The sequence below is a fragment of the Streptomyces sp. NPDC028289 genome (genome assembly GCF_055565975.1).
In genome coordinates, this window is the sequence record NZ_JBVHTI010000005.1 from 581,388 (window position 1) to 597,230 (window position 15,843).

The following is a 15,843-nucleotide window of genomic DNA, read 5'->3' on the forward strand; positions in this document are numbered from 1 at the left end:
GTGAGCACGGCCAGCGGCAACGGAAGGCCCACAGGACAACAGATGGATCAGCTATTCGGCCGCGACGAAGAGCGCAGCCGCCTCCAGTCACTGCTCAAGCGCGGCCGAACCGGCCTGAGCAGTGCAGTCGTTCTCCGCGGTGCACCAGGCGTCGGAAAGAGCGCCCTGCTCGATCAGGTTCAGGCCGCAGCCGAGGAAAGCCATCAGATCCTGCGATTTGATGCCGTCGATTCCGAGGCAGAACTCGGATACGCAGCCCTCCACCACCTACTCGCTCCTCATCTCTTTCGTCTGCCCCAGCTACCGCTCCCACAACGCAACGCGCTCGGGCGCATTTTCGGCCTCCAGGACCACACCGCCCCGCCGGACCGCCTCCTCGTCGGGGTGGCCGCCCTGGGGCTGCTCACGGTGGCTGCTGCGGACCGGCCGCTCTTGTGCCTGGTGGACGATGCACAGTGGCTGGATGAGGAGTCTGCCGTTGCCCTGGGCTTCATCGCGCGGCGCATGTACGCGGAGTCCCTCACCCTGATCTTCGCCGTTCGTGAGGGCACCGAATCAGCCCCCACTCTCCAGGGACTGCCCTCGCTACTGGTCGAAACCCTTACCGAGAGACACGCCGCTCAGTTACTTGAGGCGGCTGTCGACGGAGTACTCGACGGCGAGGTACGCGACCGGATCGTATCCGCCACAACAGGCAACCCGCTGGCCTTGATCGAAGCAGCCAGAGAACTCAGCCCCGCCCAACTGAGCGGCGCCTCACCGCTTCCCGACCCCGTTCCACTGGGCCAGGCCACCGAGAAACTCTACGTACGAGAGACTCTGGCCCTGCCGGATGTCACCCGGGCCCTGCTGCTTGCCGCCGCTGCCGACCCTACCTGCGATCCCAAGGTCCTCTGGCGCGCCGGAGCCGTTCTCGACTACGACGCCGATGCCGCCGCGCCGGCGGAGGAGCAGAACCTGCTGACCATCCGGGACCGTGTCACCTTCCGCCACCCCCTCATTCGCGCAGCCGTGTATCACGCCGCACCCACCGCCCTCCGCGTCCGAACCCATGCGGTCCTCGCCGATGTGGCCGGTGACCTCGGCGACACGGACCTTCGAGCGTGGCATCTCGCGTCGGCAGCCACGAACCCGGACGACGCCGTCGCCATGGAGCTCGAAACCGCAGCGCAGCGTGCCGTCAGCCGTGGAGGGTGGGCGGCGGCCTCCACCATCCTCGCCCGCTCCGCCGCGCTGACCACCGACCTGCCCTCCCGCGCACGCCGGCTGCTCACCGCGGCCGAAGCGAGTGTGGTCGCCGGATCGCCCGGGCGAGGGCAGGCGCTTCTCGACGAAGCAGCGGCCTACCGAGCGGATCCGCACTACAACGGGCAGGCCCAGCGTGTCCAAGCGCGAATCCATCGACTTGTCGGAGACACGGGCGCTGCTGCGGGAGCACTGCTCTCTGCCGCTCGGCAACTCGCGCCCGTTGATATCCGCATGGCCCGTGACGTCCTGGTGGAGGCGGTGGTGCAGGCGCAGATCGGCGGGTCCCTGGCCCCCGCCGTCAGCACCCGGCGTGCGGTGGCCCAGCTGATCCGGGACCTGCCGCTGCCCCCGGAGATGGACCGCACCCCCGGTGACGCTCTCCTGGACGCCGATGCCACGTTGCATCTCGAAGGACTCGCCGAAGCGGCGGCCCACCTTCACCGCGCCGTCGACGAAGTACGTCAAGCTCCGGCGACGGCACCTGAACTGTTCCAGTGGCTCGCCGCAGCATGTGCCCACGCAACCCTGCTGGGTGACGATATCGCTCTCAACACCTTGGCGTTGCGCATGGAAAAGGAGGCCCGTGCACAGGGAGCGGCCATTCCGCTGGCTCTCGCGCTCAGTCACACGGCGGTTTCCGAACTCGTTGCCGGACGCGTCCGGGAGGCGGAAATCCTTTTCGACAAGCGGTCCGCGTGGGAAGAGGCACGCGGCAACGAGCAGCACATCGGAGCACTTCTCATCGCGGCCTGGCGTGGTCAATACGTCGCCGCTCGGGAACTGGATGAAATCGTTACGCAGCAGGCATCTCGTAACGGGCAGGGCTACCAGTTGGTATTCCGTGACTATGCGCGAAGTGTCGTCGCGCTGAGCCAGGGCCGCTATGCCGAGGCCCTCAGCAACCTGGAGGGGTGTCTCGCGGAGAGCTCGCAACTGAAATTCGCGATTGGCGACATGGTGGAAGCAGCTGTCCGCTGCGACGAATCGGAGCAGGCTCTTTCCATACGGGATTATCTGCGTGACCTGGCCGAATTGACTCCGGTGCCCGCCCTCCTGGGTGATCTGGCGCGCGCCGACGCACTTGTCCTCGGAGACGACGCGTCGGCCGAACCGCGCTACCTTGAGGCGATTCAGCATCACGAGAACACACGGGGCCCCGGGCGGCGCGCCCGCAGCCATCATCTCTACGGAGAGTGGCTGCGCCGGGTCCGCCGTACCAAGGAAGCGCGCCATCACCTCCGGTCCGCCCGTGACCTGTTCGCATATATGGGCGCGGAGGGATATGCGATGCGTGCGGCCATGGAGCTCTCTGCGGCCGGAGCCCCTTCGGAGCCCCGACGTCCCCTTCCTGCGGCCGGCAGTGAAAGTCGCCTCACCACGCAGGAAGCCAGAGTTGCGAGACTTGTGGCCGATGGCGCGACGAACGCCGAGATCGCCGAGCAACTCTTCCTGAGTGTGCATACCGTCGATTATCACCTGCGCAAAGTGTTCAGGAAACTGGGAGTGCGTTCGCGTCGAGAACTGCAGGACAATCGGAAATACCGTAGTCCATGAACCCCTGCAAGACGGTGTGAACCGGGCGGATTCCGGTCCTGGGCCACGGGTTCGTAGTCACCGGGCTACGCGGACTGGGAGCCGCACGTGATGGCCGCGCGCTCGTCCTGATTCACCATGGGAAGCGGTCCAGCGGCATCGGGCACGACAGAGCACGGCGGTGGGGAGAAAGCCCAGCGAATGTGGCGCCCATGGTCGGCTCGCTGCACACGGGCCAGTCCGTTGAACTATTTCCAAGCAGGCTCTTTCGCCGGCGAGTTCTGTAGAAACGCTGACATGGGAACAGCTCGACCGGCGGGATACCGCCGGCGGAAAGGTGAGTCGATCATGGCAGTCTTCACCACTTCTGACGGCACCCAGATCTTTTACAAGGACTGGGGAAGCGGCCGCCCCGTGGTGTTCAGCCACGGCTGGCCGCTCAACGCCGACGCCTGGGACGACCAGGCTCGCCTGGTGGCAGAGAGCGGCTACCGGGCCATCCTGCACGACCGCCGCGGGCACGGCCGGTCGAGCCGGCCACGTCATCAACATCAGCTCCATCGTCGGCTTCGCCACCGCGCCCGGCTGGGGCATCTACGCCTCCACCAAGTTCGCCGTCGGGGGCTTCACCGAGACCCTCCACACCGAACTGGCACCCCTGGGCATCCACGTCACCCTCGTGGAACCCGGCTTCTTCCGCACCGACTTCCTCGACCCCGCCAACCTGCACACCGGACCCGACACCATCGACGACTACGCGCCCACCGTCGGCGCCATGCGCACTGCCGCCGCGAGCCTCCACCACACCCAGCCCGGCGACCCGGTCAAGGCCGCGCGCGCCATCGTCGAGATGGCCGACGACCCCGAACCGCCCCTGCGCCTCCCGCTCGGAGCCGACACCCTGCAAGCCTTCGACGCCAAGCTGGACACCTTCCGCAAGGACATGGACGCCGCCCGCCCCATCGCCCTCGCCACCGACCACGAATAGGTCTGTGCCCTCCAGGGCGCCGAGGACGAGTCGCTGGGAACAGCGGACCGACGGCAAGTACCCAAAATGCCAGGTGGCTGGGGATGGCACTCAAAGCCGGAGAGGACGGTATGTCCACACCTGATGACGAGTATGCGAGCAGATCGGTCGAAACACCCTACGGACGTCTGCACGTCCGAGACAACGGAGGCACTGGCCTACCCGTAGTCGCCATGCATGGTTTTCCGGACGATTCACGGATCTATGACCGCATCATCCCTCTCGTAACTCCGCGGCGCGTGGTGGCTCTGGACTTCTCCGGCTTCGGAAAGTCCGAGCGGGGCCAGAGACCACCCTCCGGCCCGGACAGCGCGAGGCCGAACTCAGTGCGGTACTGACTGAGCTGGGAATCGATCGCTGCGTTCTGGTCGGCCACGACGCTTCGGGTGCCGTCGCGGTCAATTTCACTCTGGACCACGCCGAGTCGGTGGACAGACTAGTCCTCCTCAACTGCTACTACGGGGACGCCCCTTCCTTGCAGTTCCCGGAGTTGATCCGCCTGCTGGGAGATCCCAACTTCAGACCGCTCGCCGACGCCCTCATGGACGACCCGAAGATGCGGGAATGGATCCTGGCGCACACCCAGGCGCGGTTCGGTTACGCAGTCGGGGACCCGGACGGTGTGGTGGCCGCCTCCGTAGTTCCGCAATGGTTCGGCGAAGGCACGCGGTCGGACGCGCTGGTAGCGATTCGTGCGTGGACTGCTGCTCTCTTCCCCGACCTGGAGGTCCAGAACCGCCGCATCGCGGATGGTGATCTGGCCACGCTGACCGTGCCGGTCACCGTCGCGTTCGGCGAGGACGATCCCTACCGTCGACCAGAGGCAGCCACACCGCCAGCGGCCGGCGGCGCGACAGCCGCAGCGACATGGTGCGGTAGGCCCATCCGGCCACCGTCCCCTCGACCGCCAGGGCGGCCTCGCCCTGGCCCTCGGCCGTGCCGAACAGGGGCACCAGCTGGTCTTCCTGTACGTCCGCCAGGTAGACGACCGCCGAGGCCATCCCCAGCCGCCGGGCGGTCTCGTCGACCAGCTGCGGTACCTGCCGTGGGGAGGCGGCGTGCGAGCGCTCAAGAAACAGCGCCAGCGCGGCACCCGGTTCCTCCGCCATCACTCACCGGCCCTCTCACCGTCTCGGCCCCTCCTCCAAGTCTGAGACCGATCGGCTCGGTGCGCGGCCCGCCGGGGGACGGAGCTGCCTGGTCGGCCGCCACTTGGCGCAACTGAGCCGTCGCGTCCTGAAGCTTGGTTGATCGGCTGGAACTCCTCGTATAGCAATGCGCTGTGATACGTGGTGAAAGGATCGGCTTACGCGCCCGGCACGAGAGCGACGTCCCCGTTCTCCACTCCGAGCTGTACGACGATGTGCCGACACGGTCACGCGCCGACTCTCGCCCGTGGCGGCCCATCCCACCAGGTTCGCGCCACTCGCCTTTCGCCGTTACCGGGCCGTCGGACGAGGCGGCGTGCTTCTCCGTCGTCGAGCTGGAGTCGCAGGAGCTGGCCGGCGAGGCCCTCCTGTGGGGCATCGACACGCACAACCGGACGGCGCACATCGGGATCGCCCTGCGCCCCACATTTCGCGGCCGCGGGTTCAGCGCGGACGTCCTGCACGCGCTGTGCGCGTACGGATTCGCCGTACACGGACTACAGCGCCTGCAGATCGAGACCCTCACGGACAACACCCCGATGCTCGCGGCGGCAACCAGGGTCGGGTTCACGCGGGAAGGAACATTGCGGCGTTCCGCATGGGCGTACGGCATCTGTGCGGACGAAGCCGTCCTTGGCCTCCTCGCGAACGATTGGACCCCCGGGGGCTGAACAGCACGAGCCGAACCCCTGGCCTGCGGGTGGGGTTGCTGATGGGCTCAGGGTGTTCGATGGCGGTCCCGCCCACGAGGGGTCTGCTCATCGGGCTCCGTCGCGCGGGGGACCGAGACAGCGTCCGGCTCGGACGACTGCCGTGCCCATGTCTTCCGTCGCCGCGACGGCTCCGTCAGGACGGTCCCTGGTGGGCGAGGGTGGCGAAGCAGCGGTGTCCGCTCGTCCACTGGTCGGTGACCGTGAGGGCGAGGCCGGCGGCGATCCGGTGGAGCGCTGGTCGTCCCAGCCGGGCCCAGGGAAAGTACGGTCCGGCCTGGCCCTGGTCGTTCTCGAACCGGGCGGTGCACTGTTCTTCCACGTCATGGGGGTCGACCTCGACGACGAGGCGCCCGGCGGGGGCGATGAGGTCGCCGCAGCGGCGCAGCAGGCCGTGGGGGTCGCCTCCGATGCCGATGTTGCCGTCGATGAGCAGCACTGTCTGCCAGCCTCTCTCGGCAGGCAGCCGGTCGAAGACCGACCGGTGCAGTGCGAGGCCGCCCAGGGCGGTGGTCAGGGCGACGGCGCGGGGGGTGATGTCGACGCCGAGGGCGAAGACTCCGCGGCTCAGGAGCGCTCTGCACATGCGGCCGGGACCGCAGCCGACGTCGAGGACGGGGCCGGCGCAGCGTTCCAGCACGGTCCTGTCGGCCGCCGTGGGCTGTTCGTGCCAGCGGTGGACCGGGATTTGGATGCGGCGCCGGTCGTCCAGTCGTAGGTACACCGGTTCCCGGCCGGGGCGCAGGGCTACGGCGTACGGGTCCTCGTCGGCGTCGTACAGCTCGTTCTCGTCCGTGGTCACGGTGGTGTGCCGTGGCCGGCAGGAGGTCGGCTGTCACTGTCATCGCGACGCACTCGGCGCAGTCTCACCGCGAAGGCGACCGCGGAGGCTGCGAAGAGCACGCCGGTGATCGCCAGCCATCGGCCGAGGTAGACGCTGTCGGACAGCCCGGTGTCACCTGGGTAGGGCACCGCCAGACGGAGGATGAGAGGGAACCAGACCAGCAGGAGCAGACCGGACAGGAAGACGGGAACCCGCAGGTGGTTGATCCACCGCACCGTCGGTCTGTCGGCGGCGTCGGCTCGGTGCCGCACTACGGAGAGCGCCGACAGGTCGGCCAGCGAGTACAGGGGCAGCAGGATCAGGTCGTGGAGGACCGCCGCGCCGACGAACCAGATCGCCACCTCCCAGGGCTGGACGGCGAACAGGCGCACCATGGCGTAGCCGGTCAGGGCGAACGAGGCGATCAGGACGAGCAGGTGCAGGGGGCCGGAGCCGTACCAGCGGACGAATCGTGCCATGGTCACGTCCTGAAGGTGAGCCGGTGCACCCACTTGGTGTTGTTCACGCCGGGGTTGGCCGGGACGATGATGCGGGCCGGGTAGCCGTGGTCGAGTGAGAGGTCCGCGCCGTTGACGCGGAGGGCGAGCAGCGCCCGGGGGTCGCGGATCTGGTTGCCCCGCAGCACCACCCTGGTGAAGGGCCCGGGCGGCTGGATCGACTGGACCAGGACGCTTGCGGCGTCCGGCAGTCCGGCCAGGGCGGCGAGGTCGGCCAGCCGCAGGCCGCTCCAGTGCTGGTCCTCGGTGGACCAGCCCTCCACGCAGGCGATCGGCAGTGCGGCGGCGTGCTGGGGCATCGCCAGGAGCTGCTCGCGGGTGAGGATCCGCGGCGCTCCGCTTCCGTGCACCTCCAACCGCCAGGTCGGGCCTACGAGCGCGGGGGTGACGCCGACCTTCGCCGCCGTCTTGTTGATCTGGAAGGCGTTCGGGCCGCTGCCGGGGTCGCGGTTGTGCGGTGCGAGCAGTGCGCTGCCGCGCAGCCACCCGCCGATGCTCTGTCCGGCGGTCACGACGAGGAGGAGCAGTGATCCCGCGCCCACCATGCCGAGTGCGCCGCGGCGGGTCATCGTCGGCGGGGCGGGGGCGGCCGCCACCAGGCCGTCGGGATCGGGGGGTTCGGGCAGGGTGTGGGCGAGGTCGGTGCGCAGTTCGGTCCGCAGGCTGCGCGAGCGCAGGGCCCGGGTCATCCGGCCGAGTCTGAGGCACACGTGGACGGCGAAGGCGGCGATGAACACCCAGGCGCCGTAGAAGTGCAGGCGGTAGAACGAGCCCGGGAAGACGTAGTAGAGCTGGATGTTGAGGATTCCGGTGACGAATTCGAAGATGACGCCGCCGACCAGCATGAGCAGGGACAGCCGCTCCAGGCCGTGGGCGACGGAGCGCACCGGCAGCCATTCGAACAGCTTCGGGATCACCGACCACAGCTTGGCCAGCAGCACCGGGACGAGGACCACGCCCAGCGTCACGTGCACGCCCTGGAGCAGTCGGTAGAGCCAGTAGGGGTGCGTGGGCCAGGCGAAGAGGTAGAAGCCCAGGACGCCCTTGTCGGGGGTCTCGTCGTTGAGGGGGCTCAGATCGGGGTTGTAGGCGGCGTAGGAGAGCAGTCCGGTGACGAAAAGCAGCGGAATGCCGATCAGGAGGACCAGGCCGAACGCCGAGGTCAGCCAGGGCCCGCGGATCGGACTGCGCCAGAACCCGGGGCGGAACGGACCCGGAGGCGGGGGCAGTTGTCCGACACGCTCTGCCGTCGCACGGGTCCGGGCACGGCTCGCCGCCGCGGCGGCGGCCACAGCGCCTGCTGCGCGCTTCAGCTGCTTCAGCACCGACGTCCCTTCCGGTCTTCGGCGTTGCGGCCCACCGGTCTGGGTCGGACCCGACGGCCGTCCGCCACCTGCCATCGGCCGTCTCCTCCAGTCCTTGAGCCGCGCTCGCAAGCGGACGGCCCTCAATGCCACGACCTGTTCCGGACAAACAGGACACCTTCAAGCTGGCACAGGTCGGGTGGGCTGTCCGGACCCGAGGTGCAAGCGGGTGTCCGTCACCAGCCGAACGGCGGAACGACCGCCTCGGTGATCTCCGAACGTCTGTGCCTCGTGACCGTGCCACCCTCATCAGGAGTGGTGCGCACGGCGGCGGAGACGGACCCTGCTTCCGGACCGCGCGCGGCTGTTCCGGCCATGGATGTCCCTACCGGTGTTCGGGGTTCTCGTAGTCGCGGCGGCAGCCGGCGTCCCAGGCGGTGCGCTGGTTGCCGTAGGCGGGGATGCCGCCCAGGTCCTTCAGCGCGCGGGCCAGGTGGAGCAGGTTCCAGGTCATGAACGTGGTGTTGCGGTTGGTGAAGTCGTTCTCCGGGCCGCCCGAGCCGGGGTCGAGGTACGACGGTCCGGGGCCCGCCTCGCCGATCCAGCCGGCGTCCGCCTGGGGAGGGATGGTGTACCCGAGGTGCTGGAGGCTGTAGAGGACGTTCATGGCGCAGTGCTTGACGCCGTCCTCGTTACCGGTGATCAGGCAGCCGCCGACCCGGCCGTAATAGGCGTACTGCCCCGCCTCGTTGAGCAGGCTGGAACAGGCGTACAGACGCTCGATGACCCGCTTCGTCACGGAGCTGTTGTCGCCCAGCCAGATCGGGCCGGCCAGTACCAGGATGTCGGCCGCCATGACCTGCTGGTACAGGTCGGGCCAGGCGTCCGTCTCCCAGCCGTGCTCCGTCATGTCGGGCCACACACCGGTGGCGATGTCGTGGTCCACCGCCCGTACGACATCGACGTGCACTCCCTGCGCGTCCATGATGGCGACACTGCGGTCGATCAGCCCCTGCGTGTTGCTCGGGTCCGGTGACCGTTTGAGGGTGCAGTTGATCACCAGGGCGCGCAGGTCGTCGTACCGGGCCGGCGGGGCGTCGCCGGCGGGCGGCGATGCGGTCACGTGATCCTCCTGAAGGGTTTTGCCACCGAATGGTGCGTGGTGGGGCGTCCATGTCCGGGATTCAGCGTGCGAGTCCGCCGCGCCAGGTGCCACCGCAGCACCTCCGAATGGCCCCGGTACCGTCCGGCCGCTGTCGTGCGCACTCCGACACCGGCTGGGATCCTGGTCCGGCGGCGATCGATGTGCCGGTGCGCCGGGTGATCCCGCTACCGCCCGACCGGGTGGCCGCGTGCACCGTGGACTGGCGTCACGACACATGACGGGCGGCCCGATCCGCGGATGGGTCGTGGTCGCAGGGTCCGCCGTCGCGGAGAACGGGGCGCTCGGCGAGTGGATCGGCGAGGGCTGCGGCTTCGCGGCGAGCCTGCCGCCCAAGTGGGTTCTGGCCGGCCTCGCCTTCGACCTCTGGCGCCCCGGACAGGGGAATGTCCGGGGCGCCATGGCCGCGGTGGCCGCTTCCTCGCACCGCGGCGATGCCGCCAGGCCGGATTCGGCGAATGGAGGCAGTCCGTTGGCCGTGCCGACCCTGGGCAGCGGTCCTCCCCGGCCGATGCGGAAGTTGACGGTGCCCGACGTCGTGTTCTGCACGGACCGGAACTTCTCGTCCTCGGTCACCGCCGGGGCGATGACACCCAGGTACCTGGCCGACGGCGGGGCAGCGATCCCGGCGTCATTGGTCGAGGTGGAACCAACTCAGCCCATTTACAAGTGAGTTCGGTGTCCGCACCGATTCCTCGCCACCGTGTGTCTCGGCGACGAGCACCGTTCAGGCCGGAGTGCCGGTCCGCCGCCGGGCCTCGGCTCACGGTGTGACGATGGCGAAGTCCGGGTCGGGTGCGCCGAGATGGCCGAGCAGTTCGGTGAGCCGGCCCGGCGTCGCCGGTGATCTCGACGGTGTCGCGCGCGGCGAGGCCGGCGGGGGGTGAGGGTGCCGAGCAGGAGGGAGCGCAGGTCGGTCTCGGTGAGGGTGATCCGGCTGGCGGCCCGGTACCAGCCCGCGCCGGCCGGCTCGCAGGTCGGCGGCGACTGGTACGACGCGTTCACGCTGAGGGACGGCGCGCTCGCGCTGGTCATCGGCGACGTCGTTGGGTCACGATCCGACCGCTGCGGCCGGCATGGCGCAGTTGCAGGGCGTCCTTCGCTCCCTCGCATGGGACCACACCGGGTCGACCGGTGCCGTAGTGGACCGCCTGGACGACGCCCTGCACGCCATCACGACCGTCTCGATGGCCACTCTCGTCCTCGCCCGGCCGGAGGGCACGGACACCGGCCCCTGGACGCTTCGCTGGACCAGTGCCGGTCACCCGCCACCGCTGCTGCTGACCCCCGACGGGAACGCGCGGTACCTCGAAGCCGGGCAGGGAATGATCCTCGGAACCCACCTGGGCGGTCAGCAGCCGTCGGCCGAGCGCCGCCCAGGCCATGCTGCCGGGGTCCACGCTCCTGCTCTACACCGACGGCCTGATCGAGTCTCCCGGCAGCGACCTGGGCACCGGGCTCGGCCGACTGCGCCGCCACGCCCTCACACTCGCCCACGAACCGCTGGACAGGCTGTGCGACCAGTTGGCGGCCCGGATGCCGCCCGGCAGCTCCGACGACATCGCCCTGCTCGCGCTGCGTCTGCCCCTGCCTCCGGCCGGGGCCGAGATGTGATCCGTGCGGAGACGGCCGCTCACGTCCCCGGAACCAGTACCAGAAGGCGGAACGGACCGGGCGGCACGGCCAGCGGCACGGCCGGGAGGGTGCCGTCCCCTGCGTCCCGCCAGCCCCAGGACCGCATGGTCTCGACCGTCCTGGCGTCCCGGGCGTCCACCAGCGTGACGCCGAGCGCGGCGCCGTGATCGGAGAGCAACCGCCGCTGCAGGCGCCGGGCGAGGTTCCAGACCTGGTCCTTGTACTCCCGGCGCACGCGAGGGGGCACCACGATGCCGGAGACGACGAAGAGCCCGCCGGTGACGGCGCGGCGCAGCAGGCCCTCCCTGACGTGGCCACGGAACCTCGGCCCCCACGGACCTGTGCCCGCCGTGGGAAAGCCGTAGGCGTATCCGGCCAGGGCCGTGGTCTCCGCGATCAGCAGCGAGAACCCCGGTCGCCGGGAGTCGGCCGCGAGATGGAGCAGGAAGGTCGCCCGCGCCTGGTTCCACGCCCACGCGTCACCGCCGGAGGTCTCCGCGTACAGGTCGCCCAGTTCCTGCAGACGGTCAGCGACCTGACCGCGGGACAGCGGGCGGACGCGCTCCGCCACCTCGGGCGAGGACCGGCGCTCCGCCGTCGCGGAGTCCGGGTCCGGCAGGCGAGTGCGCGGCCTGCCCCGTGCGGGTCGGAGCGCGGGGAGAGTCAACGTCATCGGGAGGAACACGTGCGCGGGCATGAGCAACCCTGCCCCGGGCGCGGGCGAAGACCGACCCGGCGTCGTCGATCCCCGAGAACGGCACCGGCGTCGGAGGCGGTGCACGGCATGCCCTCGGTCTCTCCACCGTACTCCTGGCGCCCCGGCGTCCCGGTGGCCGCCGGGAACAGGGCGGGTGCGTGTGGGTGGATCAGGGCGGGAAGGCCGGCGGGGATGTCACGGCGTCCGGGTCAGCCTGCCCCGGGGGGCACCCGCCGCGGCCGCCATGAGCGGTTCGGCGTCGTCGTCGGTGGTGTCCGGAGGCACGACCACAAGGTCCCAGCGCCCCAGGCCGGGGGCGAGCAGGACGACGGTGTGCGGGGCGTTCGCCGCCAGGGCTCCGTGCAGTCGTACGACCTGGTTGGAGACGAGTATCCGGCCGGGCGCCGTGGACCACACCGCCCCGTTGACGGTGACGCTGGTGATATGGCCCCACTCGCGCGGCAACCCGGCCAGCAGTCGCGGGAGTTCCACGAGGAGGTCGTAGGAGCGCGGCCACCATGCTCCGTCGATGGACCGCGGCAGGTCGCTGCGGGGCGCCAGGCGCAGGCGGAGGGCGGGGTGGGAGGGAAGCGGGGGTTGCAGTGCGGTGGTCATGAGGCTGCTGCCAACTTCCGTAGATGGGTGCGTGGTTGCCGTCGGGCGCGACGCGCGGCGCCTCTGTCCCGTGTCGCCGGGTGTGCGACGCGCACCAGACGGAGGCGTTCAGGAGGCGGGTGACGGCGACCAAGGGGTCCTTCTGGCCGCGGTCGATGTCGCGCGCGGGCGCAGGTCCGTCCGGCGGGAAGGGGGAGGTGCCGTTGTGGCCCCGGACCGGCGAGGCGGTGTCCGGTGGGGTGGACGTCGACCGGGCTGGGGCGCATGGAGGGGTCCTTGACCTCGGCGGAGGCCGCTGGGACGAAGGTGCGGCCGGGGTCACGGACTGCCCCTGGGGATGGGCGGTGTGCTGGTGACGACCTGTCGGATAGGCACGACACACCCTCGTTGCGCCCACCGTACCCCTCGGGTCGGGGGATACCTGATTCCGCTGAACAGCGGCCTTCGGCCGGACGCGATCGGGCAGACGTCGCGTTGACACCGATCGTCGCCGGACGTTGACTGACAGGACGGCCGAGGGCCATGAAGAGCAGGCGGACCGGGTCCTCGGGAGCCCGAATCAGGCCGTAGGGAAGGCGAAGGGCGCCTCCAGGCGGTGATCCGCATCGCGAACGGAAGCGGTACACACGACGATGTACGACCAGACACGCGCCCAGCAGCCCGCGGACCGGCCCCGGGACCCGGGTGGACGCCGCACCACGGGACCGGAGCCGCTGCTTCCCCCAGAAGGACGGGCCGAGATCGTGCGCCGCCTCGGACATGCCGTCAACACCTTCGCGGACACCCCGCGCGAGGCGCTGGAGGAGGCCGAGGGCGCCTTCGACGAAGCCGCCGCCCAGCTCGCGACCGCCCTGTCCGAGGTGCGTCGAGTGCTCCGCGCAGGCTGGCATGACCGGGACCCCGAGACGGACTCCGCCGAACTCCGTGCTTCGCTGAGGCAGTACCGGGAGCTGACCCAGCGGCTGCTGCGGACGTAGGCGGCGGCAGGCTCCCGCCGGAAGACGGCGGGTGCCCACGCCGAGTCCTTCCCGGCAGCGGCGAGAGACGAGCCTCCGGCCGGAGGCGCTGCCCCGGGCCCCGCCCGGTTCTCCGGCCCGGCACCGCGGTCTGCGACGGCCGCCGCCGGTCGTCCGTAACTCGACGGCGGCCGCCCGGGCTCCCCGCGCGCCGCTCCCCCCAATTGTTCGGGCGCGTCAACGGGAGCCGTGTACCCCACGTCGGACCGTGCAGCGGCATGCGGGAAGGTCACCGCGCCGGTCTCGCGACGAGGGGGAAGTGGACGGGGTGACGCACAGGGGGCAGCCGGCCGGGGGCCATGAGAGGTGGCTGTTCTGCGGAGGCTGCGAATTCGATCCTTGCCCGGGTTCGGGGGCACGGGCGGCCGACAGGCTGCCGAACGGTGTGCCTTCCGCGGAAACCTGTGGCACGGCGGAATGCCGCAAGCCTAGGTGGATTTCCTCCGGAGGAGAACCTTTCGGAGAGGTTCTCGTCCTGGCCGCCACCGCCCACCACGGCGGCGGGCCCGCCGTGGTGGGCGCCGCGCCCTTGGCCAACCGGACAGAGGGGACGGCGCGGCGCGCGGGTGCGCTGATGCGCGACTGGTTCCAGGCCCGTGGGCTGCCGCCGGAGGCTCGGCATACAGCTCGCCCGGCTCCTGCCTGCGGTTCTCGACCTGGCGGCGTGTCAGCGCACGGAGGCGTTCGATCTCGTGAGTCGGGGATCCCTCCTCCCGCTTCGGCCGACCCGGCGTCGTCGATCGCCGGAGCGGCACCGGTGCCTGAATCCGTGCGCGGGACACCCCGGTGTGCACCGAACTCCCGGCCGAGAGCGGCAGCCGCCTTCGCGTCGGCCTCTGCTGCCGGGCACGGGGCGACCGGCCCGGCTCCGTTCGGTCACCGGGGGAGGGCACCCCGTGACGGGCGGACCACCGTCCGGACGTCGGTGTGACCATGGCACGCACGGCCGGTCCTCCCCGGCATACCCTTCAGAAAAGGGGGCGCTGGAAAATTTCGGCCGGGCCCGCGTGGAACGCGCCGCAGCCGCCCCGCCCCGTCTCCCGGCGTACCGGGCAGCGACGCGTCCGCGTTCTGCCGGTCGCCCGTCAGGAGGTCCCTGTGGAGTACGACCACCTGCCCTCTCGGGGCCACGCAGAGGTGCGCATCGTCGCCGCGACCCCGGAGGTCGCGCGGCGCGTGGCCGAGGTCCTCCGTCGCTGCTTCGCCTCGACCGAGCAGCGCAGCTACCCCGCCGGGGAAGGCGGAGGCACCCGGCTCCATCTCACCCTCGACACCGCCCGCACCGCGGAACCCGCACGGTCGTGGCTCGCGGCCGGCGAGTCGACGGGGCAGGCGTCGGCACACGCCGATGAGGTGTGACCCGGGCGCGTGCGGTCAGGAGGGTCCGTCGTCCCGGCCTTCTCCACACGGCCGTCAAAACTTCGGAGAACGACAGACATGACGAAACTGCGTGAACGCAAGAACAACCGGAAGGCGGTCCTGCGATCCCTGTACGGGGCTGTGGAGCACAACCGCTCCGAGGTCAGCGGATCGGCGCTCCGTACCGAGCTGGGCCTGCCCGACGAGGACCTCTCCGCCGCCTGCGCCTACCTGGCCGACGAGGGCCTGATCAACGTGGACTGGACCTCGCACCGGACCCCGGCCGCCGTGTCGCTGACACACGAGGGCATTCGCCTGATGGAGGAGCGGGAGGAGGAACGGGAGGAGCGGGAGGTGCAGGAGTAGCGGGAGATACAGGAGTAGCGAGAGGCACGGCAGCAGGAGGGCAGGCCCCGTCCGCTTCTCCGCGAGCAGGAGTAGCCTGACGGCACCGAGAGCTTTTCGCGCAGCGCGGCAGGCGGTGCCGTTCCCGGCGAGTGACGCGACGGGCGGCCATTCCCACGGCGCCCGGGACGGGACCGCACGATGGGAACCAGCAGAACGCCCGGCGCGGCCGTGTCCGCGCCCAGCGAGTACACGTATCGCATGCCCATGCCTCGCCTGACCGTCACCCGGGACATCAGCCACGGCCCGCTGGACGGGGCCTGGTGGCCGCGCTGCGACGCCCTGGAACTCGAACTGCCCCCGCTCGTCGCCGCGTTGGAACCGGACCTGAACGCCGAGGTACGGGTCACCGTCGACCCCGCCGAATGGCCCGGAGCCCCGCACGCGGTCATGGCGCCCGGCCGGGCGATCACCGTGGAGCCGGCCGGTCCCGGAGCCGAGGCACACGTCATCACCCTGGACTGCGGCACCGTGGGACGCTGGGTGCTCCTGGTGGTCCCGCCCGAGGAGTCCGCAGGAACGGCCGCCCGGCTGCTGGCCGCGGTCGACGACCCCGAGAACCCGCTGACCGCGGTGCGGATGCTGGCGCTCGCCCGCACCGGCCGCCTCGGAGGCACGGCAGGGAAGACCGGATGAGGGCCGC

General features: G+C 70.4%; 16 protein-coding genes and 3 pseudogenes. 12 read left to right on the forward strand and 7 right to left on the reverse strand.

Annotation, left to right across the window (positions count from 1 at the left end; all coding sequences use genetic code 11):
- The first annotated feature begins 42 nt into the window (after positions 1-42).
- The 4 genes and pseudogenes from ACZ4UV_RS27395 to ACZ4UV_RS27410 all read left to right on the forward strand — a co-directional run bounded on the left by ACZ4UV_RS27395 (position 43) and on the right by ACZ4UV_RS27410 (position 3,769).
- Complete coding sequence (locus tag ACZ4UV_RS27395) at positions 43-2,802, forward strand: helix-turn-helix transcriptional regulator (protein ID WP_467841389.1); 2,760 nt, start codon at positions 43-45, stop codon at positions 2,800-2,802.
- A gap of 327 nt (positions 2,803-3,129) precedes the next feature.
- A pseudogene (locus tag ACZ4UV_RS27400) lies at positions 3,130-3,321 on the forward strand (alpha/beta fold hydrolase); the annotation flags it as partial.
- 19 nt (positions 3,322-3,340) lie between these two features.
- Positions 3,341-3,442 (forward strand): annotated as a pseudogene (locus ACZ4UV_RS27405) (short-chain dehydrogenase/reductase); the annotation flags it as partial.
- Between the two features lie 18 nt (positions 3,443-3,460).
- Positions 3,461-3,769: a Rossmann-fold NAD(P)-binding domain-containing protein gene (locus tag ACZ4UV_RS27410; RefSeq protein WP_467841823.1), complete on the forward strand. Its 309-nt coding sequence runs from the start codon at positions 3,461-3,463 to the stop codon at positions 3,767-3,769.
- Between the two features lie 818 nt (positions 3,770-4,587).
- Here ACZ4UV_RS27410 and ACZ4UV_RS27415 read toward each other — a convergent pair.
- On the reverse strand, positions 4,588-4,917 hold the full coding sequence (locus tag ACZ4UV_RS27415; protein ID WP_451023341.1) for a hypothetical protein: 330 nt from the start codon (positions 4,915-4,917) through the stop codon (positions 4,588-4,590).
- A gap of 173 nt (positions 4,918-5,090) precedes the next feature.
- Here ACZ4UV_RS27415 and ACZ4UV_RS27420 point away from each other — a divergent pair, with 173 nt between their 5' ends.
- Positions 5,091-5,627, forward strand: a complete 537-nt coding sequence (locus ACZ4UV_RS27420; RefSeq protein ID WP_467841392.1) for a GNAT family N-acetyltransferase — start codon at positions 5,091-5,093, stop codon at positions 5,625-5,627.
- A gap of 175 nt (positions 5,628-5,802) precedes the next feature.
- Here the strand turns inward: ACZ4UV_RS27420 and ACZ4UV_RS27425 are convergent, their stop codons facing one another.
- The 4 genes from ACZ4UV_RS27425 to ACZ4UV_RS27440 form a co-directional block, all read right to left on the reverse strand.
- A complete protein-coding gene (locus ACZ4UV_RS27425; protein WP_467841396.1) occupies positions 5,803-6,468 on the reverse strand; it encodes a class I SAM-dependent methyltransferase in 666 nt (221 codons plus the stop codon).
- Positions 6,465-6,968: a hypothetical protein gene (locus ACZ4UV_RS27430; protein ID WP_467841399.1), complete on the reverse strand. Its 504-nt coding sequence runs from the start codon at positions 6,966-6,968 to the stop codon at positions 6,465-6,467. Before ACZ4UV_RS27430 ends, ACZ4UV_RS27425 begins: the two co-directional genes overlap by 4 nt.
- A 2-nt stretch (positions 6,969-6,970) precedes the next feature.
- The gene (locus ACZ4UV_RS27435) at positions 6,971-8,332 is read right to left on the reverse strand and encodes a molybdopterin-dependent oxidoreductase (protein WP_451022032.1); all 1,362 of its coding nucleotides are present in this window, start codon (positions 8,330-8,332) and stop codon (positions 6,971-6,973) included.
- Positions 8,333-8,696: 364 nt separating this feature from the next.
- Positions 8,697-9,434 carry a flavodoxin family protein gene (locus ACZ4UV_RS27440; RefSeq protein WP_451022033.1) on the reverse strand — a complete coding sequence of 246 codons (738 nt, stop codon included), beginning with the start codon at positions 9,432-9,434 and terminating at the stop codon, positions 8,697-8,699.
- A gap of 286 nt (positions 9,435-9,720) precedes the next feature.
- On the opposite strand from ACZ4UV_RS27440, the gene ACZ4UV_RS27445 reads away from it, so the two are divergent.
- The 3 genes and pseudogenes from ACZ4UV_RS27445 (at position 9,721) to ACZ4UV_RS27455 (ending at position 11,087) form a co-directional block, all read left to right on the forward strand.
- Positions 9,721-10,146, forward strand: a complete 426-nt coding sequence (locus tag ACZ4UV_RS27445; protein WP_451022034.1) for a hypothetical protein — start codon at positions 9,721-9,723, stop codon at positions 10,144-10,146.
- Between the two features lie 403 nt (positions 10,147-10,549).
- Positions 10,550-10,768 (forward strand): annotated as a pseudogene (locus ACZ4UV_RS27450) (SpoIIE family protein phosphatase); the annotation flags it as partial.
- 88 nt (positions 10,769-10,856) lie between these two features.
- The gene (locus ACZ4UV_RS27455) at positions 10,857-11,087 is read left to right on the forward strand and encodes a SpoIIE family protein phosphatase (RefSeq protein ID WP_451022035.1); all 231 of its coding nucleotides are present in this window, start codon (positions 10,857-10,859) and stop codon (positions 11,085-11,087) included.
- A gap of 19 nt (positions 11,088-11,106) precedes the next feature.
- On the opposite strand, the gene ACZ4UV_RS27460 is transcribed toward ACZ4UV_RS27455, so the two are convergent.
- Together ACZ4UV_RS27460 and ACZ4UV_RS27465 are read right to left on the reverse strand one after the other, a co-directional pair.
- On the reverse strand, positions 11,107-11,805 hold the full coding sequence (locus ACZ4UV_RS27460) for a hypothetical protein (RefSeq protein ID WP_451022036.1): 699 nt from the start codon (positions 11,803-11,805) through the stop codon (positions 11,107-11,109).
- Positions 11,806-12,000: 195 nt separating this feature from the next.
- The gene (locus ACZ4UV_RS27465; protein WP_451022037.1) at positions 12,001-12,420 is read right to left on the reverse strand and encodes a DUF5994 family protein; all 420 of its coding nucleotides are present in this window, start codon (positions 12,418-12,420) and stop codon (positions 12,001-12,003) included.
- Positions 12,421-13,052: 632 nt separating this feature from the next.
- Here ACZ4UV_RS27465 and ACZ4UV_RS27470 point away from each other — a divergent pair.
- From ACZ4UV_RS27470 to ACZ4UV_RS27485, 4 genes are all read left to right on the forward strand, one after another.
- Entirely contained in the window at positions 13,053-13,397 is a 345-nt protein-coding gene (locus tag ACZ4UV_RS27470; protein WP_451022038.1) for a hypothetical protein, read from the forward strand.
- 1,137 nt (positions 13,398-14,534) lie between these two features.
- Positions 14,535-14,795: a hypothetical protein gene (locus tag ACZ4UV_RS27475; RefSeq protein WP_451022039.1), complete on the forward strand. Its 261-nt coding sequence runs from the start codon at positions 14,535-14,537 to the stop codon at positions 14,793-14,795.
- 78 nt (positions 14,796-14,873) lie between these two features.
- Entirely contained in the window at positions 14,874-15,161 is a 288-nt protein-coding gene (locus ACZ4UV_RS27480; protein WP_384559450.1) for a hypothetical protein, read from the forward strand.
- A 180-nt stretch (positions 15,162-15,341) separates the two neighbouring features.
- Positions 15,342-15,836 carry a DUF5994 family protein gene (locus tag ACZ4UV_RS27485; protein WP_467841406.1) on the forward strand — a complete coding sequence of 165 codons (495 nt, stop codon included), beginning with the start codon at positions 15,342-15,344 and terminating at the stop codon, positions 15,834-15,836.
- Positions 15,837-15,843: the final 7 nt, after the last annotated feature.